Source organism: Chryseobacterium sp. LAM-KRS1 (assembly GCF_013184525.1).
In the GTDB taxonomy this organism is placed as follows: Bacteria; Bacteroidota; Bacteroidia; order Flavobacteriales; family Weeksellaceae; genus Chryseobacterium; species Chryseobacterium proteolyticum.
This window is the reverse complement of sequence record NZ_JAAOIZ010000004.1, coordinates 688,196-711,072: the sequence shown is the minus strand read 5'-3', so window position 1 is coordinate 711,072 and position 22,877 is coordinate 688,196. Positions and strand designations below refer to the sequence as shown.

Genomic DNA, 22,877 nt, shown 5'->3' with positions numbered 1-22,877 from the left:
AAAGAGTGAAATGAAATTCTGGAGTATTATTGTATTGACGGTTTTCCTAAACTTTACAGCCTTGCCGAGCATTGCTGCAGTAGCGGGCTGGGATTTACTGAGAACCAATATAATAGTCAATGAAGAAGAACCACACTCCCATCCTACTTCTTTTACAGTGTACGAAAAAACACTTCCTAAAACATTAGATGTATTTGATTATCTCAAGTTCTTTGAACCGGACGTAAAAGACAGATCTTTTGTATTGGTGGATGATGATTTTCACCTGTCTCCCTTATTAACCATATTTTCTCCACCTCCCGAAGCTTAATTTTTATAGTTAGAGTTTTTTGATACCTATTCCTTATCAACTTTTTTGATAATGAATACATACGTGCTTTAAAAATTAAATTTTCAATCTTTATAACTAGCTTATTTAAAGACAAATATGCTGGTTATATCTCACAGCTTCACATCATGAAAAAGACATCATTAATAGGAGGAATCAAGGAAAATTTCCCTTCAGGACTCGTGGTATTCTTAGTAGCACTTCCTCTTTGTTTAGGAATTGCTTTAGCATCAGGTGCGCCTCCTTTGTCCGGAATTATCGCCGGTATCGTAGGTGGCCTGGTCGTAGGAACAATAAGTAATTCAAACATTTCTGTTTCCGGCCCTGCAGCTGGTTTAACAGCAATTGTTTTAACAGCCATTACAGATCTTGGCGCCTTTGAATTGTTTCTTTGTGCAGGAATTATTGCAGGATTTATTCAATTGATTTTAGGGTTTGCAAGAGCTGGAAGTATTTCCAACTATTTCCCTAATAATGTAATTGAGGGAATGCTTGCGGCAATAGGAATTATTATTATCCTAAAACAGATTCCCCATGCATTAGGATTCGATAAAGACTACGAAGGACATGAATCTATTTTCGACAATGGCTTAAACTTTAATTACTTTACCGAGCTTTTCGGGGCCATACATCCGGGAGCCGTTCTTGTAACAGTAGTATCAGTGAGTATTCTTCTGCTTTGGGATAAAGTTCCCGCACTCAGGAGAATGAAGATGCTTCCTGGAGCGTTGGTTGCCGTAGTTACAGGAATCCTATTAAATGAAACTTTTAAAATGACTGGAAGCCCACTGGCCATAAAAACAGAACACTTGGTTTCATTACCTGTTCCAAAATCCATTGATGATTTTAAAAATTTAATCTTATTACCGGATTTTACCGGATTTACAAATCCCAAAGTATGGATCGCGGGTGCAACGATCGCTATTGTTGCCTCCATTGAGACCTTGCTTTGTATTGAAGCATCTGACAGGCTGGACAGACAGAGAAGAATAACAGATACCAATTTAGAACTTAAAGCACAGGGAATCGGAAACCTTGTCAGCTCATTTATCGGCGGACTACCTATGACCTCCGTTGTTGTAAGAAGCTCGGCAAATGCTAATGCAGGGGCAACATCAAAGCTTTCAGCAATGATCCACGGTGTTCTGCTTCTGGTATGCGTACTGACCATACCATTTCTACTTAATTTAATACCATTGGCAACTTTAGCCGCCGTATTAATTTTAGTAGGATATAAATTAGCAAAACCGGCTACATTCAAACATTTCTGGCATTTGGGGAAATTTCAGTTTATCCCTTTTTTAGCAACAGTTGTAGCTGTTGTGGCAACAGACTTGTTAAAAGGAGTTGGAATAGGTCTCGCCATTTCCATTTTCTACATCCTTCAGGGAAATATGAAAAGAGCATATTACCTTAGCAGGGAGAATCTGGATGATGCAGACGAAATCAATATCAAACTGGCTGAAGAAGTTTCTTTTTTAAACAAAGCAGCCATCAAAAAAACACTTAAAAATATAAAACCTAATTCTGCAGTAACCATCGACGCCAGGGATACTTCATATATAGCGACAGACGTTTTAGAAATGATCCAGGACTTTGCCAACATCCGCGCAAAAGAAGAGGATATAACGGTAGAGCTTCTGGGCTTCAAAACCTCGTACAGAGATTACGAAAAAAATGAAGATTCACACATACTGGTTACACACAGAAGAGCTATGTAAGCTCATTTATCAACAATTATTTTTTAACTTTAAAATTTGAAAAAACCATTAAATTATATGAAAGCACATACGTACGAAACCCAATCAACGATTACTCCCGAAAAAGCTTTAGAGTTTTTAAAAGAAGGAAACCAAAGATTTGTAAACAACTTAAAGGCTAACAGAGACCTTTTGGAACAGGTAAATGCTACCCGTGAAGGACAGTGGCCTTTTGCAGTTGTTTTAAGCTGTATAGACAGCCGTACCTCAGCAGAGCTAATCTTTGATCAGGGATTGGGTGATGTTTTCAGCATCAGAATTGCCGGTAACTTTGTAAATCAGGATATTCTGGGATCAATGGAGTTCGGTTGTAATGTCGCAGGTTCCAAACTTATCGTTGTTTTAGGGCATACCAAATGTGGTGCCTTAAAAGGAGGACTTGATGCAGCACAAATCGAAGGAATGGGAATGGATAACCTGAACCACCTGATTAACCATTTTGATCCGATCATCAATGAAGTGATTGAAGAAAATGAAGAACGTTCATCAAAAAACAGTTCATTATTAGAAAGACTGAATCATCAGAATGTAAAAAATGCTATCGAAGACATCCGTAAACAAAGTTCAACGCTTAGAAACCTTGAAAATGAAGGTAAAATCAAAATCGTTGGAGCGAACTACGATGTTGAAACAGGTGCTGTAACCTGGTTATAGTATTCAGATATTACTATGTAATAGTTTAGATCAATTAATTTTTAAATTCACAATAAAGAACCATCGCAACCCGGTGGTTCTTTTATTTTAAGCATAAGAATTTTCAAGGCTCAATTTTTCCTTACATTTGATGTGTAAAATTAATGTTGCAGACAAACTTATGAAACTACAGGTAAACTTCATTCTGATTGGCATTTTAATAGTATTGAGCGGATCTTTAAAAGCACAAAAGCAAGTTACAGATACCCTCGCTTATCTTAAAAAATTTGAAACAAACAAAGAAAAATACATTGGTAAACCTTTTTCACTACTACTAAAAGACCTTTCCCAGTTACAACCTAAAAAAACAAAATCAGATATTAATGAAAATCCCGGTAGTCCTCTGTTAAATACAATATTCAGGTTTTCAGAAAGCGATATCAACTCCGCTCATGCACCCACAATAATTATTAAATGGAAGCCCGATAACTCTCCCACAACTCCAATAGAGTTTTTTGAACAGGAGCATAATTACCGTTTTACCATCAGTGAAAGAAATTTTTTTGAAAAGAAAATTGTAAAGGATATTGTTGTTGCTAAATAATAAAACCTCCTGACGGAGGTTTATTGTTTTATATAAAATCTGATTTATTTCCCGTTGAAAGCTGACATTGTATTGTTAATGCCCGCAAAAACAAATGAAAGGCACGCCTTTGAAAACTGTTCAATTCTTTCTGGCAATTTTTCTCTTTCCTCTTCATTCCACGTACCCAAAACATAATCTACCTGTCTCCCTTCAGTAAAGTCCGCAGAAATTCCAAAGCGAAGCCGTGCGTAATTCTGTGTCTTCAGAACTTCATTAATATTTTTTAAACCGTTGTGTCCCGCATCAGATCCTTTCATTTTCATTCTTAATGTCCCGAAAGGAAGTACCAGATCATCCGTAATAATTAATATATTTTCCAGAGGGATATTTTCTTTGTGCATCCAGTATTTTACAGCATTACCAGAAAGATTCATATAAGTGTCCGGTTTTAAAATAAAGACTTTCCTGCCCTTATATTTCCCTTCTGCCATCCATCCGAAATTGGTTGTATTAAATGAAGCTTCAAGACTTTCTGCTATTTTTTCTGCAACCTTGAATCCTATATTATGACGTGTATTTTCATATTCCGCACCCTTGTTACCGAGTCCGACTATTAAATATTTCATTTGAAATTTTTTGCAAAATTAAGGGATAAAAAATAAAAAAACTCAATCCGTTAAAGAATTGAGTTGATCTATTGTTAAAAAAAATTTTATAAAGGCTTGTAGATATAATTTATTCCATACCCTTTTGTTACGTAAGTCTGCGGATCGTAATGATAATCTGTACTGAACACTGCCGGAACAGGAATAGGTGTAGTAAGATCTGTTATCGCCATTCTCTTAGGACTGTTTGGAGATAGGATCAGACTTCTCTTATCATTCATTTCTGTAGAAAGGATCACAGATATTTTATAAGCAAAAGGAAGCAATGTATATGCACTTATCTGAGTGTCAAAGTTCGCATAATCATAACCCAGTTTACCTGTTGGTGCGCCAAATACGTCATTACTCATCGGGCCATAATGTCTTACTACTTTACTTACATTATCCCCTAAATAAGTATATCCAGTTCTTGAATAGTTTTTGTAAACAAACGGAACTCCTGAAACATCCTCTCCTGATCTCATGATAATACTGTCAAGCTTGCTTGTTGAAGCTGCATATTTCAAATTATAAAGAGTCTTGGTTTTTCTGAAAAGAGTTTGAGGTCCTGGAGGATCTCCCGGAATAACCGGAGGTGTTCTCCTGAACACTGAACGGCTTTCAGATACCTTATCTATTTTTCCGGATACACCATAAGTGAAAATCTGAGAATATGAAACACTATCCTTATCTAATTTTCCATTATTATCTAAATCAAGAAAACCTCTGAAATCAATCTTGCTTACCTTATCTCCGCTATACATAATATCTGTAATAGAAGCACTATCTGTAAGCACACGGGATAAAAGCAGCCCACTGTAATGATACTCTGCAATGGTATCAGCATCCGTAATTTCTCTATACAAAGCTCTAGGCCCTGTCAGTCCGGTATTGTTATGTAAATCAACAAGTGGATTTCCGTCTTCATCAATAAGATCTTTACACGAATGAATGGAAGAAAAACCAGCAAACAGTAAAATAAAATAGAAAAGTTGTTTCATTTCCAAGGGGATTATTTATTTTTTCACAAATATAATTTTTTTTTAAACAAAAAGCATATATTTATTTATATTATAAGAAAACTAACAATCAAATAAGCAGGTTTTCTTGTACTTTAGATATTCTGAAGAGAAAAGTTGGGTAAAAAAAATATATTTCACTGTAGACTATATCTTTAGGAGAGCTATTTACTTATAAGTAAGTTGTGCTATAAAACAAAAAAACTAAAAGCGGATCTTTTAGTTTTTTTGTTTTTTTATCGATAAAATTAATGATTAGTAAGGTTGCAGTACCTGAGTAGTAAGTACTGATTGTGCCATATCATCATTTAAATAAGTTGTATTTACAGCTTTTCCTGTTCCTAAAGTTCCGGAGTTCAGGTTTCTTTTAGTACATGCTGCTTTAACGCTATAGTTATTCTGAGGAGTAAGGTTAGTAAGTGTAGCATTAAGATTGAAAATCTTATTTGTACCATCACCTCCAACCAAAACGTCAGTCCTCACAGCCTTAAGCGTATTGTTCACAAAAATTCCGCAAGCATAACTTATTGAAGAATTTGCATTAGCCGTTTTTTGTGTCGTTGTCTGAAAAGTAAACACTACTTTATTCGTTGCATTGGTAATAGAAAAAGTATCAACAGCTCCTGTCAGAACAGTCCAAGTAGCATCTAAGGCCGCATTTTCTGCATAAGGTGATGTAGAACCGTTTGCCCCTGAAAAAGTAGCACCTACTTTATCAGAAACCGTATTGATGGAAAACAAAGCCATACTTCCCTGTCCGTCTGCAATCTTTATACTTTTCCAATCGTTACTAACCAAATCGGAATTGTTATGAAAAATCTCTCCAGCATTTCCTGCGTTCCCTTTTACGGTATTAGTCCCTCCTGTTCTCAATTCTTTATTTACATTGACATCTCCATTAATATCTAATGTGTTTACAGGTGTTTTAGTATTGATTCCCACTTGAGCTTTAGACAAACCAACACCTAATAATAATGTTATTAAAAATATTTTTTTCATGATTTAATTTAAAATGGTGTTAAAGACTTGAGGGATTTCGTAAACGTCCACTTTAAGAGAAGACTGGGCAATAAAGCTATCGATATTGGTTGCCACGTTGATTCCTATTCCCAAAGTAGCATTATTCGTATTATATGACTGCAATCTTGAACAAGCCACACTTACAGTATGAGTTCCTTTTGTAAGATTCGAAGCAATTCCGATTTGATTGTGAGTTAAAAAGGTATTACTTGCAGTACTGGCTTTAATATTCCCTTGTCTTAGGTTCACCAATTTATTATCTACAAAGATTCCGCAAGCATAATCAATCGAAGTATCTGTAGCACCATTAGCAGGGAAATTCGTATGAACTACAGTTTCAAACTGAAAATACGTTTTACTATCCGTACTGTATACCTGGAACGGCTGAGATAAAGCATTGATCTTTTTAAAGTTATTAAAAATGCTGAAGTCGCTCCCTTTTACAAAGCTCGTAGATCGTGTAGATCTTGTAGAAGATTCCTCAGTTCCAGTAAAAGTAACACCTGTTCTATCTGAAAAAGAGTTATTAAAGATCAGGTAAAACTGATTAGGTTCATATTCAGGAATTCTAAGTGTTTTCCAAATCGGAGGATAATTTTCTCCCTGTGAAACCAATATCTGGCCATTTGTCCCCTGAACGAGGCTATTGTCTGTTGTATTTAAAACAACCAGTTTATTACGAAGGTTAATATCTCCGTTTACATCAAGTTTTGCTCTTGGAGTTACTGTTTTTATTCCTATCTGCGCAGAAACAGAAAGCCCGATTGATAAGAATAGAAGCGATAATATATTTTTCATAATTAGTTGGCTTTGTAGGTTACGTATTCAATAATATCAATCTTTAGATCCGATTCTAAAGTAAAGGCATTAGAAACTGTATTGGAATTCGAAATGTTACGTCCAATCGAAAATTGGCTGTTCACATCAGAAGACTCAATTTTTCTACAAGCCACTTCAATTTTCTGAGCACCAAGGGGAACGTTTTGCTCAGTGTAATTCAGTGTAAAAATATAGTCCTGAAATCCTCCTTTGTCTGTATTATTTGTAGAAGAGACCTTATCAGGACGAACAGCAACAAGCTTACCTCCTCTGAATACTCCGCATGTAAAGCTTATATTCTGAGAAGTAGTAGCCACGGGAGCTTTCAGTTCAATCCCTGTCTGGAATTGGTAAGTAATCCTGTTTTTAGGATTTTTAACTGTAAAATTATTTTCAAGGCCTTCAATCTTCACCCATTTACCCTTGCTGGTATCGGTTATATTATCCCCAACAACATTGGTATAGATCATATCACCTGCCACACCATTAGATAGACTGGTAATTCCTTTTTGATCCAGAGACAGGTACGAATTAATTAATTTGTACTGTCCTTCTTCCATAAAAGATACGTTGATTGATTTCCATACAGGAGGTAGATTTTCTCCCTGCGAAACTAAAACTTGTCCGTTTAGTCCGGCATTTCCAACTTGAGTAGGAGTACCTCCCACTCTTAATTCTTTTCTTAAGGTGGTTTTCCCGTTTACATCGAGAGTCGAATTTGGTGAATTAGTGTCAATTCCCACCTGCGCGTGAGCATAGACAGAGCAAAGCCCTGCTATGCAGTAATACATAGTTTTTTTCATAATAAGCGGCACAAAGGTACACAATTTTAATATAAAACCCTATAGTTTAATTATTTATACCATAGAAATATGCCTATGTATTAATAGAATTCTTCGTAACGAAAAGTAGAATTATCTTTAAAACAGGGCTATAGCTGCAATATAGACCTCAACAAAATATTTACTTCATCTACATTTTTTACCTTATCTTTTCTCATCATTAAATTATTCCCTTCTTTTCCTATTTTTTCTTTTAATTGAGCCTCCGAAGGATTTTGAGTAAGGTAATTGATAATGTTCCTGAATTTTTCTGTCTGATAAAACTTATCTTGAGGATTACCTGGAAAATACCCTAAAAACACACCATTCTTCATAACTATTTTTTCAAATCCAATGTCTGCAGCGAGCCATTTTAAAGACACACTTTTTAAAAGATTAACAGCTTCCTCCGGTAAAGGCCCAAAACGGTCTATCAATTCGGATTCAAATTTCTGAAGATCTTTTTCATTATCAATTTCTGCAATCTTCTGATACAGCAATAACCTCTCTTCTGTATTAGAGATATAGAAATCAGGAAGCATGAGCTCCAGGTCGGTATCTATATTCACTTCCTTTACAGATTTAAAAAGTTTCTGCCTGTCCTCTTCATTGTCAAATAGGTTTTCAAAATCTTCATCATCTTTTAACTCCTCCAAAGCTTCCTGCATCAGCTTCTGGTATGTTTCAAATCCCATTTCATTAATAAATCCACTTTGCTCAGCACCTAACAAATCTCCTGCGCCACGGATTTCCAGATCTTTCATGGCAATCTGGAATCCACTTCCAAGATCTGAAAACTGTTCAATAGCTTCCAATCTCTTTCTCGCATCAGAAGTCATCATATCATAAGGAGGAGTAATCAGATAACAGAAAGCTTTCCTGTTACTTCGTCCAACCCTTCCCCTCATCTGATGGAGATCCGCCATACCGAACCTTTGGGCATCATTGATAAATATCGTATTGGCATTCGGAACATCTACCCCACTTTCCACAATAGTTGTTGAGACCAGTACATCATATTTGCCCTCCATAAAATCAAGGACATTCCGCTCCAGCTGCTTCCCTTCCATTTGGCCATGACCGGTAATAACCCTGGCGTCCGGAACCAATCTCTGGATGAGTCCCGCAATATCTTTTAAATTTTCAATCCGGTTGTTGATAAAATAGACTTGTCCGTCTCTTTGTAATTCATATGAAACGGCATCACGAAGAATCTCTTCATTAAACCCGATAATCTGAGTATCTACCGGCTGCCTGTTAGGCGGTGGTGTTTTGATGACAGATAAATCTCTTGCAGCCATTAAGGAGAACTGCAAAGTTCTCGGAATAGGTGTCGCCGTCAGTGTAAGTGTATCCACATTGCTTTTAAGCGTTTTCAGCTTATCTTTTACGGAAACTCCGAACTTATGTTCCTCATCAATAATCAACAAGCCTAAATCTTTAAACTTAACACTATTGCTGGCAAGCTGATGCGTTCCTATGATGATATCTACTTTACCATTTTTTAATCCTTCTAAAGCTTCCGATTTTTGTTTTGCTGACCTGAATCTATTGATGTATGAAACATTCACCGGAAAATCTTTCAGCCTTTCCTTAAAGCTTCTGTAATGCTGAAATGCAAGAATTGTCGTTGGAACTAAAACCGCAACCTGTTTGCCATCTGTTGCTGCCTTAAACGCAGCTCTTATTGCAACTTCTGTTTTACCAAAACCTACATCTCCACATACCAGACGATCCATCACAGTACTAGCCTCCATATCCGCCTTCACATCAATCGTTGCTTTTTCCTGATCCGGAGTATCTTCATAAATAAAACTGGCTTCCAATTCATTCTGTAAATAAGAATCCGGGGTATAAGCAAAACCTTGAGCGGTTTTTCTTTGTGCATAAAGTTTGATAAGATCAAAAGCGATCTGCTTTACTTTTGCTTTTGTTTTTTGCTTTAAAGACTTCCATGCCGGAGATCCTAATTTACTCAGAACAACTTCTTTACCATCAGGCCCGTTATATTTTGATATTTTATGAAGTGAATGAATACTTACGTAAAGTAAATCTCCATTTTTATAGGTAAGTTTAAAACATTCCTGAATTTTCCCATCATTATTAACTTTTACCAATCCCATAAATTTACCGATCCCATGATCGATATGGGCAATATAATCCCCGACTTTAAGAGACATAAGATCCTTGAGGGTAAGCTGCTCAGATTTAGCAAAAGTATTTTTAGCCTTATATCTTTGATAACGGTCAAATATCTGATGATCGGTATACACAGATATTTTATGGTTATTATCAACAAAACCTTCATGAAGTTCAGATTTAAAGCTTTTGAAGATCATTTTATGTTCAAGTTCTTCAAAAATTGACTCCAGTCGTTCTCTTTGTTTTTCTGTTGAAAACGAAATCCAGGTATCGAAACCGTCATTCTGCTTCTCTTCCAGATCCTGAATTAATAATTCAAAATTTTTATGAAAAGAAGGCTGGGAAGTTTGCTCTATACTAATCTCATAAGTGTTAAGCCCTTCAATAGCAACACTGCTGAAATCAATTGTTTTGAACTTCTTGTAATCAAATAAAAACTCCTGATCGGAAATGAACAATTCGTCAGGAGTCCTGTGAGCAATATCTTTACTTAACGATTCATACTTTTCCAACGACTTCTCATAGAATGATCTTATTTTTTGCAATCCTACCACTCCATTTCTCGAAATCACAAAACTCTCTTTCGGCAGAAGCTGAAGTAAGGAAACCCGGCTGCCAGAAACCGAAAAGTTCATATTTGAAACAAGCTGAAATTCTTTGATCTTATCTACCGATAGCTGCGTTTCAATGTCAAAAGTTTTGATGCTTTCTACCTCGTTACCAAAAAAAGTGATTCTATAAGGCTTTTCATTAGAGTAAGAAAAAACATCTACAATTCCTCCTCTTACTGAAAACTCCCCAGGCTCGGATACAAAATCTGCCTGCTGAAACTGATAATGGGAAAGCAGTTCATCCACAAAATCAAAATCGAGCTGATCTCCTACTTTGATATGATGTGAAATTGCTTTAAAATCTTCTTTTTTCAGAACTTTCTCTGATAAAGCTCCGGCATATGCTACAATTACTTTTGGAGATTTCCCGGAATTTATTTTATTTAAAACCTCTGTTCTTAAAACAAGATTTGCATTCTGAGTTTTTTCAACCTGATAGGGTTCAAGATGAGTGGCAGGAAAATAAAGAACCTTGTCTTTACCCAACAGATCCTCCATTTCCGTATTAGCATAAAGAGCATCTTCCTTATCATCTATAATGTAAAGAATATTCTTCTTTTGGGTCAGGAAAAGCTCTGCCACAAAAACAGAAGTGGAAGATCCTGCATTCCCTTTTACCGAGATGTGTTGATTCGCTTCCAGTTGTGTGAAAATTTCTTTGCCAAATTCTTTTTGTAATAAATCCGGAAGAAATTTTTCATGAATAGGTTTTAACTGCATAAGTAATAACGGTATAAACGACAAAATCGATTTCGGAAGTTCTCCGAAACCGTTCATTAATTTAGAACAAAGGTAGCTATATTTTTTCCAACACAATAAAATAGCAAATTATTTAAAAATCAAAATAATCCACCAACGATAATCTAAATAGCATCTTTCTACTAAAAACTCTAATTAAAAGTTAAAAAACTAACCATTTTACTTCATGGCACAGTGTTTGAAAACTTCATTCATACGAATATAACAACACTAAAAATAGTATTATGAAAAAAGCAATTAAAATTCTGGGCATTTTTATGGTGACATTTTTTGCAGCAGTCACTATAGCATCATGTAGCAGGGATGATGATCCCGCAAACAATGATTTCTTCGCAGGCACATACCGAGGAAGCGTATCTTATAATGATGGTTCAACAAATACAAGCACCAATGACGGTAGTGTATTTGTAACCAAAATCGCCAGCGGTACAAAGTATAATTTTGCATTTTCAAATGACATTCCTGCTCTTAATGGAATAGAGTTTGAGCAAAAAGGTGATAATAGTTTAGTTATGATTGGCTCTAGCGCAACCTCTTATATAAGGATTGATAATAATGAATTAAAGATCCTTTATCTTAAAGATGGCAAAACATGGACAGCCAATTGTACACGATAATAATTATTTTTTTTAACAGGCCTGTTTCTTTTTAGAAACAGGTTTTTTCTTTTAATATCTGCGATCGTTTAATCTTTTTTTAATCTGTAATAAACTTTAGTTAAGTTTCTATATACTAGATCTATCTGTACGATTTTTGCATACCTTTACTCAACAAAACCAAAATAATGTAATTCTATGAAAAAATTATTAACCGCAATGTCATTAATCTTAGGATTAGGTCTTGCAACTGCTCAACAAACAACTCCGGCAACTGCAACTAAAACTGTTCAGCAGGCTCCGAAAACTTTGAAAGCTCAGGAAGCGCCAAAAGCATTGAAAGCCACTGAAACTAAATCTGCTGCTACTTCAAATGGAATGAAAATGAAAAAGGACGGAACTCCTGATAAAAGATACAAAGCAAACAAACATTTAAAAAAAGACGGCACACCAGATAAAAGGTATAAAGCCAACAAATAAACTCAACATATAGTTGTTATTTTCATAATCAAATTTCGAAGAACCGATGAGACTATCATCGGTTTTTTTTATTTCATATTCCATAAAAGTATTCTCAGATTATTTAGTTATTTATAAATTTGAACCATGTTAAGCTTCCTAAAGAAAAATATAGCACTGGCCTGGGCAAAAAAACATGTCCAAAAAGCCGAAGAATTCAAAAAGAATGCAGAAAAGGATCAGGAAAAATTGCTTTTATCACTGATTGATACTGCAAAAAAGACTCTTTTTGGAAGAGAACATCAATTCGAAAATATTCAGTCAGTACAAGACTTCCAGAAAAAAGTACCTGTATCTGATTACGAAGATTTAAAGCCTTACATCGAACGGGTAAAAAAAGGACAAGCAAATATCCTTTGGCCGGAAACGCCCCAATACTTTGCCAAAACCTCGGGAACAACTTCTGGATCAAAATACATTCCCATTTCAAAAGAAGGGATGCCCTTTCAGGTAGCAGCAGCTCAAAGTGCATTATTCCATTATATTTCCCAGAAAAAAAACGCTGATTTCGTCAATGGAAAAATGATTTTCCTGCAGGGAAGCCCTGTTCTTGAAGAAGTGTATGGAATAAAGACAGGACGTCTCTCAGGTATTGTAGCCCATCACATTCCTAACTATCTGCAAAAAAATCGTCTCCCAAGCTGGGAAACGAATATCATTGAAGATTGGGAAACCAAGGTTGATAAAATTGTAGAAGAAACAGAGAAAGAAAACATGACCCTGATATCGGGAATTCCGCCATGGCTCATCATGTATTTTGAAAAGCTTACTGAAAAGCATGGTAAAAAGATCAAACAACTTTTTCCAAACCTTCAGCTTATTGTTACCGGAGGAGTAAACTATGAGCCGTATCGTGATAAGATGGAGGATCTTCTGGGCGGACCGGTTGATATCATCCAAACCTTTCCTGCTTCAGAAGGCTTTTTTGCGTTTCAGGATAGCTATACCAAAGAAGGACTACTCCTTCTTACCCATCATGGTATTTTTTATGAATTCATTCCGTTAGAGGAATACGGGAAACCGGATGCCCGAAGATTAACACTAAAGGATATTGAACTAAATAAGGATTATGCTTTGATATTAACAACCAATTCCGGACTGTGGGCTTACTCTATCGGGGATGTTGTGCGATTTATCAGCAAAAATCCTCACCGGATCTTAGTAAGTGGGCGAACAAAACATTTTACATCCGCTTTTGGAGAACATGTCATAGCTTACGAAGTAGAGGAAGCCATCAAAGCCACTTTAGAAAAGTTTCCCGCTCAGATTACAGAGTTCCATCTGGCTCCGCAGGTAACTCCCATTGACGGACTCCCATATCATGAATGGCTGATCGAATTCGAAAAAGAACCTGTAAACCTTCAACTTTTCAAGGATGAACTGGATAATCAGCTTCGCAAACGTAATACCTACTATGATGATCTTATTTCAGGAAACATCTTGCAAAAGCTGCACATTACGCTTCTGAAAAAAAATGCATTTCAGGAATATGCAAAATCTCAGGGCAAACTGGGAGGACAAAATAAAATACCAAGATTGGCAAATGACAGAAAAATTGCTGATTTATTGGAAATTTACAAATTATAATTACATTTTTTCAATTCCAAAAACAAATATTCAAAAAAAATTATAAATTTGAAAAACTAAATAAAAATAATGAAAGCATCTGTACTTTTAAAATCATCTTTACTTACCTCTTTATTTTTAATCTCTTCATGTGCTACTACAAAGTACAGTGAAGATATTTCAAAAAATAATTATTCTAATCTGGAAGCGGGAAGAATATACATTGTCACTATGAAAGACGGTTCTAAAAAACAAAAAATGTTATTCCGTAATATCCAGGGTGATAATATCGTAGGAACAGCAGGTAAAAAAGACAGTACAGAAGTAATTATTCCAAAATCCAATGTTGCTGCCGTAAAAGACAGATCAAGAGCAAGGGTAACAGGAGGAGCAGTGCTTATCGGTGCAGCTGCGGCTGCGGCCATCGTAGTGAGTGCTTCAAGGGCAGACTAAATAGATTTTATCTTTCAAAATACATTTGATTTATCATTTGAAAAATCAACTTCTCAGTAGCTCTAAATAAATATTTAGAGCTACTTTTGCGTATGATTTCCTTTACTCCCTTAAAAACCTTAGAAAATATTGAATTCAGAAATCTACTTACCGGAAGATTTTTCATTGTTTTAGCCTTCAGAATGCTTGCCACTTTATTGGGGTGGTGGGTGTACCAGTTAACAAAAGATCCTTTCTCAATAGGATTAATTGGTCTTTCGGAAGTAATTCCGGCTGTCAGTTGCGCATTATATGCAGGACATGTAATTGATATGAATGAAAAAAAGCGACTCTTGCTCATTTGCAACTATGCTTATATTTTTCTCATCGGGCTCCTGCTTATTCCAGCTTTTTTCAATGTTGAAATGCATTTTAGCGGGCATCAGATCACCTATTTTATTTATAGCGTGATTTTTTTTACGGGAATTGCAAGGGCGTTTATTGGTCCCATCGTTCCCTCGATGATTCCTAAGATTGTAAAAAAGGAGAATCTTCCTCATGCTGTCACCCTTAATCAAGCTACATTTCTAATCTCTTCTGTTTGTGGTCACGCCATAGGAGGTTTCCTTATTGGTTTTTTTGGCGTAAAATGGACTCTTGTGGTCATCATCCTGCTCATTTTTATCGCCTCGTTATTTTTCTGGCAATTGAAAAAACAATTTTCTGAATATAAAAAAGGGAATATTAATGTTGTGGAAAGTATGAGGGAAGGTATTTCGTATATTTTCAAAACTAAAGAAATCTTAGGAGCATTATGTCTGGATATGTTCGCCGTACTGTTTGGAGGTGCCGTAGCCATGATCCCGGTTTATGCTACCGACATATTAAAGGTGGGAGCTGAAGGTTTCGGGCTTCTTAATGCAGCCTCAGATATTGGCTCTATGTGCATCATCACCATTCTCTCCATTGTTCCACTGAGAAAAAATCAGGGAAAAATATTACTTGGTGTGGTTACCGGATTCGGGCTTTGTATTATAGGATTCGGACTCTCTCATATATACTGGTTATCATTTATGTTTTTAGTGATCAGTGGAATGCTGGATGGTATTTCCGTTGTAATTCGTGGAACCATTGTACAATTGAAAACACCTGATCATATAAGGGGACGTGTACTCAGTGTTAATTCAATTTTTATCATGTCCAGCAATGAAATGGGACAATTTGAAAGTGGGTTATCTGCAAAACTACTGGGCGTGGTCCGTTCGGTAGTATTCGGAGGAAGTATGACGGTTCTTATTGCCTTACTTGTCGGAAGTACGAATCCTAAGCTACGAAAAATGCAATATTAAACACATATTCCACGTTATATTAAATAAAACTTAAAAACATTAATTAAAATTTAATAATTTTTTATATTTGTCGTATAAAATCCCCCCTTATGAAAAAATTTCTACTAATTTCAGGCTTCTTCTTGGCTGGCTTTTGGATAAACGCCCAAACCTACTCAGAAAAAGACTTCCAACAATCTATATCACAAGTAAATACAGCTAAAACAAAAGCCGACTACGACAACCTTTTCCAAAAATTTTCCAAATTCACAGGATACAAAAAGAATGACAGATGGCAAGCTTATTATTATGCCGCAGTTTCTATGTATCTTAAAACAGAGATTCAGCAAAATCAAACCATGCATGAAGATCTTCCGGGCGCTAACGCTCTCGCCAGAAAATTTGCAAAAGGGGCATTTAATGCTCAGCAGGACAATGCCGAAGCTAATATTCTGTTAGGATTGCTATATTTCCAGAAAATGCAGGTGAGTCCATCAGGTGACACACAAAAGGATATGGAAATTGTTTCTCAGGCAGTTGCAAAAGCTGAGGCTACCTCTCCAAACAATCCAAGGCTTGCCATTCTAAAGGCAAGAATAAAAGAAAAATCAGGAAACCAAGCTGACGCTGATGTACTACTGCAAAAAGCAAAAAACGGATTTGACAGTAAAACTTCTATGGGCAGTGCTGCACCAACATGGGGCAGACAGTTAATTTCAAATAAATAAGAATTAAAATTTTAAACTGATCAAAATGAAAAAAGTTCTACTTATTTTTCTGATAATTATATCTCAGATAAGTTTTGCCCAATCCAGCTCTGACTGTGGTGGAAATGTTCAGGTTTGCGGAAACACACCTATTTCTTTCACCCCTACAGGACCTGGAGACATCCACGAAGTACTGGGAGACTGTCTAAGCATGGAACATTATTCCATCTGGTATACTTTTACGGTTGCCACATCAGGAACATTGACATTTAATATCGATCCAAACGTTTTCGCTGACGATTACGACTGGGCTGTTTATGGCCCGAATGTTACTTGTGCAAATCTTGGGTTTCCCATAAGATGTAACTATTCCGGCGCCGATGGCCCCACCGGTTTAAATATGACCGCAACTGGAACATCAGAAAATGGAGGAGGCCCGCCATTCTGTTCTTATATGAATGTTGTTGCTGGCCAAACCTATTATATGGTTGTTGATAATTTCTTATCCACTGCAAATGGTTTTGTATTAACATGGGGAGGGACTGCAACTTTGGTTTCCCCTTTCAACAATGCTTTCCAACCTTATCCGTTTATGGAGCCAGGAAGCGCAGGACCAACACCTAATGATCCGAGAGAGGTTATTATCTGTTCAAATCCGGCAGTTTTTAATTTTAATTCATTATCTGCAGGAATTATAAACAATAACCCAAACTTCATAGTAACTTATTATACTAACGCAAACGATGCGATTACAGGTAATAATCCGATAACAACGCCTATAACCGTCAATACTACTGATATTTATTATTACGCCATTAGTTATTCCGATCCAAATGCCCCTTCAGGCGCGATCAACAGGTGTAGGATTCCGGGTAAATTTAAATTTATACAAAGAGCTATCACAGCGACTGATGTCACATTAACAGAATGTAATAACAACAATACAGGTACTGCTATATTCGACCTGACTACTGCTGCTGTAATTGCCGACCCAACCGTGACAAAAAAATACTATCCTACCCTTACAGATCTTAATGCAGGCACCAATGAGATCACGAATCCATATCAGTATAATTCTGCAGGAGGTAATGTTTTCGTTCTGGTAACTTCACAATTCGGATGTACCACTACTGCAAAAATCACCTTAGCATTCCATCCTGTAGTCGTGGTAAATGAGGCTACCCTTAGATCTTGTTTCATTGAATCGAATCCTTCAACGGCTTCTTTCAATCTTACAGCCGCTTCAGTAACAACACAGCCGGGTATTACTAAAAAGTATTACCCATCCATGACAGACGCTGTTAACGGAACCAACGAAATCACTACGCCATCTCCGTACATTGCACCGAATGGTGTGGTTTATATCAAAGTGACCAATGCAAATAATTGTTATACTGTTGCAAAAGTAAATCTGATCGTATTACCTCCTGTAAAATCTACAGTCCTTGCAGATAAAATAATCTGTATGGAAGACACAACTACACTGGATGCAGGACCTGGATTTGACGGGTATTTATGGAGCACAGGTGCTACGACACAAACCATCAGTAATGTAACTGTTGGTACTTATTCAGTACAATTGAAAACCGGGGAATGTACTACCAACCAAACTGTAACAGTTTATGCATCTGAGCAACCTGTTATATCCAATGTTGATATAGCAACAAATACGATTACTGTAAATGTAATCGGAGGTACTCCGCCATATAAATATTCATTGGATAATATCAACTGGCAAGATTCTAATGTATTCAATAATATACCAAGAGGAGATAATCATATTTATGTTAAGGATTCTTATGATTGTGAACCGATTGACATCAATGTGGTTGTTCCTAATTTAGTCAATGTGATCACTCCTAATAATGATGGTGTGAATGATGTGATTGATTATTCTGCACTGGCAGGAAAGCAAAACCTGATATTAAGTATTTATGACAGATACGGTGCAAAAATATTCCAGGCTGACAAAACGAATGGTTACAAATGGGATGGCACTACCAACGGAAGCAAAAAAGTTTCAACAGGAACTTACTGGTATTCTGTGACATGGAACGAAAATGATAAGAAAAATACACCTATCAAATTCTCCAGTTGGATTATGGTAAAAAACAGAGAATAGTCATATTTTTTGATAAAAACCGCTTAAAAAAGCGGTTTTTATTAATTCGAGCGAACTATAAACCAATTATCTTGTTATTTTCGCTATTTTTGTTACATTAAATTCATTTTAAAATGAGAAAATTCTTACTTCTTTTTATTTTATTTACTTATCAAATATATTTTTCACAGTCGGACTGTATCACTGCAATTCCCGTATGTGGAAATTCTGATATTTCCTACACCCCTAGTGGTCATGGTAATGTTCAGGAAGACTTAATGGGATGTTTGGCCACTGACGAGCATTATAGTGTTTGGTATTCTTTTACCATAGCCACTTCAGGAACTTTAACATTCCTTATTACTCCTAATCAGTATTCTGATGACTATGACTTTGGTGTTTATGGTCCTAATCAAACATGTGGCGCTTTAAGCCCACCAATCAGATGTAATTATTCTCCTGCAGACGGACCAACTGGTTTAAGTCTCACACTTACCGGCACCAACACTGATGAGGCTATGAGTGCATATATGGACGTAGTTGCCGGAGAAACTTATTATTTGATTGTTGATAATTATTCACACACAGCACATGGTTTTTCCATGACATGGGGTGGAACAGCTACTTTAACTTCAGCATTTAATGATCCGGCAGTAACACCGAATCCATTTATTACACCTGGGGTACCTGGTCCTACTCCGGATTCTCCAAATGAAATCCTGAAGTGTGCCTTGCCAACTTCATTTGACTTCAACTCATTAACAACAGGGATTCTAAATGGAAATGCAAATTTTACCGTTACTTATCATGATAATGTAAATGATGCGATAACGGGATCAAACCCATTACCAAGCCCTACGATGGTAGATGCTACAACGATCTACTACTACCGATTAAAATATACAGATCCGAATAACCCTAACAATCCGATTAACGGCTGTTTCCAGACAGGGAAATTTAAATTCAGGCAGGGAAACATTGTGGCAAGTGACGATACCATTTATGCTTGTAATAATAATGGTGCGGGGACAGGGACATTCAACCTGACGTTGGCCAATACATATTCTGGTACCGCGACAAAAAAATATTATCCTACATTGAACGATTTAAATGCAGGAACCAACCAGATTATGAATCCTGCCGCTTACGTTTCAGGAGAAAAAACAGTATATGTAAAAGTAACAACGCCTGAAAACTGTTCAGACGACTCGGCAATCACCTTGAAATTCTTTCCGGTAGTAGTGGTTAATGATGCAGAAATTGAATCCTGCTATATTGACACCAATATTACAACAGCAAAATTTGACTTAACAACAGCTAACGTATCAAGCCAGACACCCATCACGAAGAAATTTTATGCAACCATGGCCGATGCGGTAAGCGGAACCAATCCAATTGCTAATCCTACGGCTTATGTTTCTGCCAATGGAAATGTTTATGTAAGGGTATTCAGCGCAAATATGTGTTATGCTATTGCTAAAATCACCCTTAAAGTTCTTCCTCCGGTAAAATCGGCGGTTTTAAAAGACGTTACAATTTGCCCTGAAGATACTACAACATTGGATGCGGGGCCTGGTTTTGACGGATATGAGTGGAGCACAGGAGCAACAACACAATCTATCCAAAACGTTGCGATAGGAAGTTATTGGGTAAAACTTAAAACAGGAATTTGCTATACAGTACAGCAAGTAAGTGTAAAAGCTTCCCAACAACCAGTGATCAGCAGTGTAGACATTACAAACAATACAATTACCGTAAATGTTTCAGGAGGAACACCACCATACAAATACTCACTGGATGGTACTAACTGGCAGGATTCTAACGTATTTACCGGACTTCCTAGAGGGGAAAACAAAATATACGTAGTGGATTCTTTTGATTGTACTCCGATTGATATTCAAGTGACAGTTCCTAACTTAATTAATGCCATCACACCTAACGGAGATAATGTAAATGATTACGTAGATTACTCTGAGCTAGGATACAAGAAAAATTTAGTATTCATCGTTTATGACCGATATGGAAATAAATTGTATGAAGCTGATAAACTGAGAGGCTACAAATGGGATGGAACTACCGGCGGTAAAAAAGTGATTACCGGAACGTATTGGTACACCATTTCTTGGAATGAAAATGATAAAAACAATACTCAAACGAATTATAGCGGATGGATATTGGTAAAAAATAGAGAATAATTGAAATTATAAATAGAATTTAAAAAATCACCTCAAAATCGAGGTGATTTTTTTATTAACATTGCTTATCTTTTATTGGTGGTATTTTAATAACCCTTAAGAATAATTTGTTGATTACTATTTTTTAATTTTTTTTTAAATAAACTATCTTTGCACAATGGCGCAGAAAGAAACATTATCATCTCTTACGCATGGAAATTTTGCGAAAGAATTGTCAATTGCAGATGGAAAAATGCCTCCTAATGCAGTGGATTTTGAAAGATTGATTATAGGAACTTTTTTAATTGATAAAAAAGGTCTTGACCATTCCATCGACCTTCTTACTCCGGAGGTATTTTATGATCCCAGACATCAGGTGATATTTGCTACCATTTTGAAATTATATGAAGCCAACCATCCGGTTGACTTAATGACTATTATACAAGACCTAAAAAAGGAAGACAAATTAAATTCAGCAGGAGGAGATCATTATATTATTGATCTCACCATGGGAGTAAGCTCCTCAGCTCACATAGAATATCACGTTCGTGTTATCCTAGAAAAATATATTTTGAGAAGTCTGATTAATGTTTCAGCAAACGTTATAGACTCTTCATATAAAGAATCCACGGATGTTTTTGAGCTGCTGGATAAAGCAGAACAATCTTTTTTTGAAATCACCAACGGGACCATCAAAAAAGGCTTTGATACTGCAAATTCTTTAGTAAAGCAGGCTATTGATACAATTAAATCCCTGAAAGACAAAGAAGGACTTTCCGGAGTACCCTCAGGATTTAGGGATGTGGATAAAGAAACCGGGGGCTGGCAAAATTCCGACCTTATTATTATCGCGGCTCGTCCTGCGATGGGAAAAACAGCATTCCTTCTTTCCATGGCTCGAAATATTGCGGTAGGATATAAAATCCCAATGGTACTGTTCTCTCTCGAGATGGCATCTGTTCAGCTTATTACAAGGATGATTGCTTCTGAAACCAGAATTTCTTCTGAAAAATTAAGAAAGGGAACCTTAGATGATGAAGAATGGCAAAGATTGTTTTCCAATGTATCCGAACTGGAAAACGCTCCGCTTTTCATTGACGAAACTCCATCACTTTCTATATTCGATTTCCGGGCAAAATGTCGGAGACTTGTAATGCAGCATGGTGTAAAGCTTATCATGGTCGACTACCTTCAGCTTATGACCGCAGGAGGAGGTGGAAAAGGAACAGGAAACCGTGAACAGGAAATCTCCATGATCTCACGTTCATTAAAAGCAATTGCAAAAGAACTCAATGTCCCTGTTATTGCACTTTCCCAGCTTTCAAGAAGTGTGGAAACACGTCCGGGGAAAAGACCTCAGCTTTCAGATCTTAGAGAATCGGGAGCGATTGAGCAAGATGCTGATATCGTATCTTTCATCTTCAGACCTGAATATTATAAGATCACGGTTTGGGATAATGATGAAGAAGGCCAGGAAACTTCGACTGAAAATCAGGCCGAGCTTATTATTGCAAAACACAGGAACGGTGCTACTGCTGATGTACGATTATCTTTCCTTAAACATTTTGCAAAATTCGGAGATATCGAAGCAGCAACTGGCGGAAATCCAGGATATCCGTCAGGTTTTAGTTCGAATGAACCTAGTGGTTTTGATAAGATAAAAACAACCATTCAGCCGGGGGCAGCATTTGATCTTCCGGACAACTCCCAATTGTCAGGATCTTCTATGAATGATTTTGATGATGATGACGACTTCCCTTTTTAATGATGTTGAACTGATAAGAAAAGACAATTTCTGAAATTTTGAGAATTGAGATTTATACAGACGGAGCATGCAGTGGAAATCCCGGAAAAGGAGGTTATGGAATTCTCATGCGTGTTCCGGAAAAGAACTATCAAAAAACATTTTCTAAAGGATTCCGTAAAACAACGAATAACAGGATGGAGCTTCTGGCAGTAATTACGGCTCTGGAAAAGCTAAAGTCTACAGAAAATGATATCCATGTTTTTACAGACAGCAAATATGTAGCAGACGCGATCAACCAAAACTGGATTTCCGGCTGGATAAAAAGAGGGTGGAAAAATGTGAAGAATCCCGATCTCTGGAAAAGGTTTGTTATTCTTTATAATCAATATACTCCTAAAATGCATTGGATCAAAGGACATGCCGGTCATTTTGAAAATGAGCTGTGTGATAAGCTGGCGGTTGCAGCTGCAGCTTCTTCTGATTTAGAAATAGACACCTATTTTGAGAATATTGAAAACAATTCTCTATTTTAACGAATAAGAATCAAAAAGCACCCTATTATCAA

At 36.5% G+C, this 22,877-nt stretch carries 20 protein-coding genes; 14 read left to right on the top strand and 6 right to left on the bottom strand.

The window, feature by feature from the left end; translation table 11 throughout:
- Positions 1–10: 10 nt before the first annotated feature.
- The 4 genes from G9C87_RS14330 (at position 11) to G9C87_RS14315 (ending at position 3,325) form a co-directional block, all read left to right on the top strand.
- Positions 11–310: a hypothetical protein gene (locus G9C87_RS14330; RefSeq protein ID WP_172282300.1), complete on the top strand. Its 300-nt coding sequence runs from the start codon at positions 11–13 to the stop codon at positions 308–310.
- A 146-nt stretch (positions 311–456) separates the two neighbouring features.
- Positions 457–2,049: a SulP family inorganic anion transporter gene (locus tag G9C87_RS14325; RefSeq protein ID WP_172282299.1), complete on the top strand. Its 1,593-nt coding sequence runs from the start codon at positions 457–459 to the stop codon at positions 2,047–2,049.
- 57 nt (positions 2,050–2,106) lie between these two features.
- Positions 2,107–2,742, top strand: coding sequence for a carbonic anhydrase (locus G9C87_RS14320; RefSeq protein ID WP_172282297.1), 636 nt, complete (start codon positions 2,107–2,109; stop codon positions 2,740–2,742).
- Between the two features lie 160 nt (positions 2,743–2,902).
- Positions 2,903–3,325 carry a hypothetical protein gene (locus G9C87_RS14315; protein WP_172282295.1) on the top strand — a complete coding sequence of 141 codons (423 nt, stop codon included), beginning with the start codon at positions 2,903–2,905 and terminating at the stop codon, positions 3,323–3,325.
- Positions 3,326–3,369: 44 nt separating this feature from the next.
- On the opposite strand, the gene pth is transcribed toward G9C87_RS14315, so the two are convergent.
- From pth to mfd, 6 genes are all read right to left on the bottom strand, one after another.
- On the bottom strand, positions 3,370–3,933 hold the full coding sequence (gene pth / locus G9C87_RS14310; RefSeq protein WP_172282294.1) for an aminoacyl-tRNA hydrolase: 564 nt from the start codon (positions 3,931–3,933) through the stop codon (positions 3,370–3,372).
- Between the two features lie 86 nt (positions 3,934–4,019).
- Positions 4,020–4,952, bottom strand: coding sequence for a hypothetical protein (locus G9C87_RS14305; protein WP_172282292.1), 933 nt, complete (start codon positions 4,950–4,952; stop codon positions 4,020–4,022).
- Positions 4,953–5,225: 273 nt separating this feature from the next.
- Positions 5,226–5,969, bottom strand: coding sequence for a hypothetical protein (locus G9C87_RS14300; RefSeq protein WP_172282290.1), 744 nt, complete (start codon positions 5,967–5,969; stop codon positions 5,226–5,228).
- A gap of 3 nt (positions 5,970–5,972) precedes the next feature.
- On the bottom strand, positions 5,973–6,788 hold the full coding sequence (locus G9C87_RS14295) for a hypothetical protein (protein ID WP_172282289.1): 816 nt from the start codon (positions 6,786–6,788) through the stop codon (positions 5,973–5,975).
- A gap of 2 nt (positions 6,789–6,790) precedes the next feature.
- Positions 6,791–7,600, bottom strand: a complete 810-nt coding sequence (locus G9C87_RS14290) for a hypothetical protein (RefSeq protein WP_228457018.1) — start codon at positions 7,598–7,600, stop codon at positions 6,791–6,793.
- Between the two features lie 140 nt (positions 7,601–7,740).
- Positions 7,741–11,103: a transcription-repair coupling factor gene (gene mfd, locus G9C87_RS14285; RefSeq protein ID WP_172282439.1), complete on the bottom strand. Its 3,363-nt coding sequence runs from the start codon at positions 11,101–11,103 to the stop codon at positions 7,741–7,743.
- Positions 11,104–11,366: 263 nt separating this feature from the next.
- Here mfd and G9C87_RS14280 point away from each other — a divergent pair, with 263 nt between their 5' ends.
- From G9C87_RS14280 to rnhA, 10 genes are all read left to right on the top strand, one after another.
- Positions 11,367–11,759 carry a hypothetical protein gene (locus tag G9C87_RS14280; protein ID WP_172282285.1) on the top strand — a complete coding sequence of 131 codons (393 nt, stop codon included), beginning with the start codon at positions 11,367–11,369 and terminating at the stop codon, positions 11,757–11,759.
- A 177-nt stretch (positions 11,760–11,936) separates the two neighbouring features.
- Positions 11,937–12,218 carry a hypothetical protein gene (locus G9C87_RS14275; RefSeq protein ID WP_172282283.1) on the top strand — a complete coding sequence of 94 codons (282 nt, stop codon included), beginning with the start codon at positions 11,937–11,939 and terminating at the stop codon, positions 12,216–12,218.
- 126 nt (positions 12,219–12,344) lie between these two features.
- Positions 12,345–13,844, top strand: a complete 1,500-nt coding sequence (locus G9C87_RS14270; protein ID WP_172282282.1) for a GH3 auxin-responsive promoter family protein — start codon at positions 12,345–12,347, stop codon at positions 13,842–13,844.
- A gap of 69 nt (positions 13,845–13,913) precedes the next feature.
- On the top strand, positions 13,914–14,276 hold the full coding sequence (locus G9C87_RS14265; RefSeq protein ID WP_172282280.1) for a hypothetical protein: 363 nt from the start codon (positions 13,914–13,916) through the stop codon (positions 14,274–14,276).
- Positions 14,277–14,368: 92 nt separating this feature from the next.
- A complete protein-coding gene (locus tag G9C87_RS14260; RefSeq protein WP_172282278.1) occupies positions 14,369–15,604 on the top strand; it encodes an MFS transporter in 1,236 nt (411 codons plus the stop codon).
- A gap of 89 nt (positions 15,605–15,693) precedes the next feature.
- A complete protein-coding gene (locus G9C87_RS14255) occupies positions 15,694–16,311 on the top strand; it encodes a hypothetical protein (protein ID WP_172282277.1) in 618 nt (205 codons plus the stop codon).
- A gap of 25 nt (positions 16,312–16,336) precedes the next feature.
- Positions 16,337–18,412, top strand: coding sequence for a gliding motility-associated C-terminal domain-containing protein (locus G9C87_RS14250; protein ID WP_172282275.1), 2,076 nt, complete (start codon positions 16,337–16,339; stop codon positions 18,410–18,412).
- 113 nt (positions 18,413–18,525) lie between these two features.
- Positions 18,526–20,586 carry a gliding motility-associated C-terminal domain-containing protein gene (locus G9C87_RS14245; protein ID WP_172282273.1) on the top strand — a complete coding sequence of 687 codons (2,061 nt, stop codon included), beginning with the start codon at positions 18,526–18,528 and terminating at the stop codon, positions 20,584–20,586.
- Between the two features lie 157 nt (positions 20,587–20,743).
- On the top strand, positions 20,744–22,330 hold the full coding sequence (gene dnaB / locus G9C87_RS14240; protein ID WP_172282271.1) for a replicative DNA helicase: 1,587 nt from the start codon (positions 20,744–20,746) through the stop codon (positions 22,328–22,330).
- 38 nt (positions 22,331–22,368) lie between these two features.
- Positions 22,369–22,845, top strand: a complete 477-nt coding sequence (gene rnhA, locus G9C87_RS14235) for a ribonuclease HI (protein ID WP_172282269.1) — start codon at positions 22,369–22,371, stop codon at positions 22,843–22,845.
- Positions 22,846–22,877 lie beyond the last annotated feature (32 nt).

Bases quoted from the DNA above. Each gene is read 5' to 3' on its own strand.
- pth (WP_172282294.1), bottom strand. From the start codon at position 3,933: ATGAAATATTTAATAGTCGGACTCGGTAACAAGGGTGCGGAATATGAA.
- G9C87_RS14315 (WP_172282295.1), top strand. From the start codon at position 2,903: ATGAAACTACAGGTAAACTTCATTCTGATTGGCATTTTAATAGTATTG.
- G9C87_RS14295 (WP_172282289.1), bottom strand. From the start codon at position 6,788: ATGAAAAATATATTATCGCTTCTATTCTTATCAATCGGGCTTTCTGTT.
- dnaB (WP_172282271.1), top strand. From the start codon at position 20,744: ATGGCGCAGAAAGAAACATTATCATCTCTTACGCATGGAAATTTTGCG.
- G9C87_RS14255 (WP_172282277.1), top strand. From the start codon at position 15,694: ATGAAAAAATTTCTACTAATTTCAGGCTTCTTCTTGGCTGGCTTTTGG.
- G9C87_RS14250 (WP_172282275.1), top strand. From the start codon at position 16,337: ATGAAAAAAGTTCTACTTATTTTTCTGATAATTATATCTCAGATAAGT.
- G9C87_RS14280 (WP_172282285.1), top strand. From the start codon at position 11,367: ATGAAAAAAGCAATTAAAATTCTGGGCATTTTTATGGTGACATTTTTT.
- G9C87_RS14305 (WP_172282292.1), bottom strand. From the start codon at position 4,952: ATGAAACAACTTTTCTATTTTATTTTACTGTTTGCTGGTTTTTCTTCC.
- G9C87_RS14275 (WP_172282283.1), top strand. From the start codon at position 11,937: ATGAAAAAATTATTAACCGCAATGTCATTAATCTTAGGATTAGGTCTT.
- mfd (WP_172282439.1), bottom strand. From the start codon at position 11,103: ATGCAGTTAAAACCTATTCATGAAAAATTTCTTCCGGATTTATTACAA.
- G9C87_RS14265 (WP_172282280.1), top strand. From the start codon at position 13,914: ATGAAAGCATCTGTACTTTTAAAATCATCTTTACTTACCTCTTTATTT.
- G9C87_RS14260 (WP_172282278.1), top strand. From the start codon at position 14,369: ATGATTTCCTTTACTCCCTTAAAAACCTTAGAAAATATTGAATTCAGA.
- G9C87_RS14320 (WP_172282297.1), top strand. From the start codon at position 2,107: ATGAAAGCACATACGTACGAAACCCAATCAACGATTACTCCCGAAAAA.
- G9C87_RS14300 (WP_172282290.1), bottom strand. From the start codon at position 5,969: ATGAAAAAAATATTTTTAATAACATTATTATTAGGTGTTGGTTTGTCT.
- G9C87_RS14330 (WP_172282300.1), top strand. From the start codon at position 11: ATGAAATTCTGGAGTATTATTGTATTGACGGTTTTCCTAAACTTTACA.
- G9C87_RS14325 (WP_172282299.1), top strand. From the start codon at position 457: ATGAAAAAGACATCATTAATAGGAGGAATCAAGGAAAATTTCCCTTCA.
- G9C87_RS14270 (WP_172282282.1), top strand. From the start codon at position 12,345: ATGTTAAGCTTCCTAAAGAAAAATATAGCACTGGCCTGGGCAAAAAAA.
- G9C87_RS14290 (WP_228457018.1), bottom strand. From the start codon at position 7,600: ATGTATTACTGCATAGCAGGGCTTTGCTCTGTCTATGCTCACGCGCAG.
- G9C87_RS14245 (WP_172282273.1), top strand. From the start codon at position 18,526: ATGAGAAAATTCTTACTTCTTTTTATTTTATTTACTTATCAAATATAT.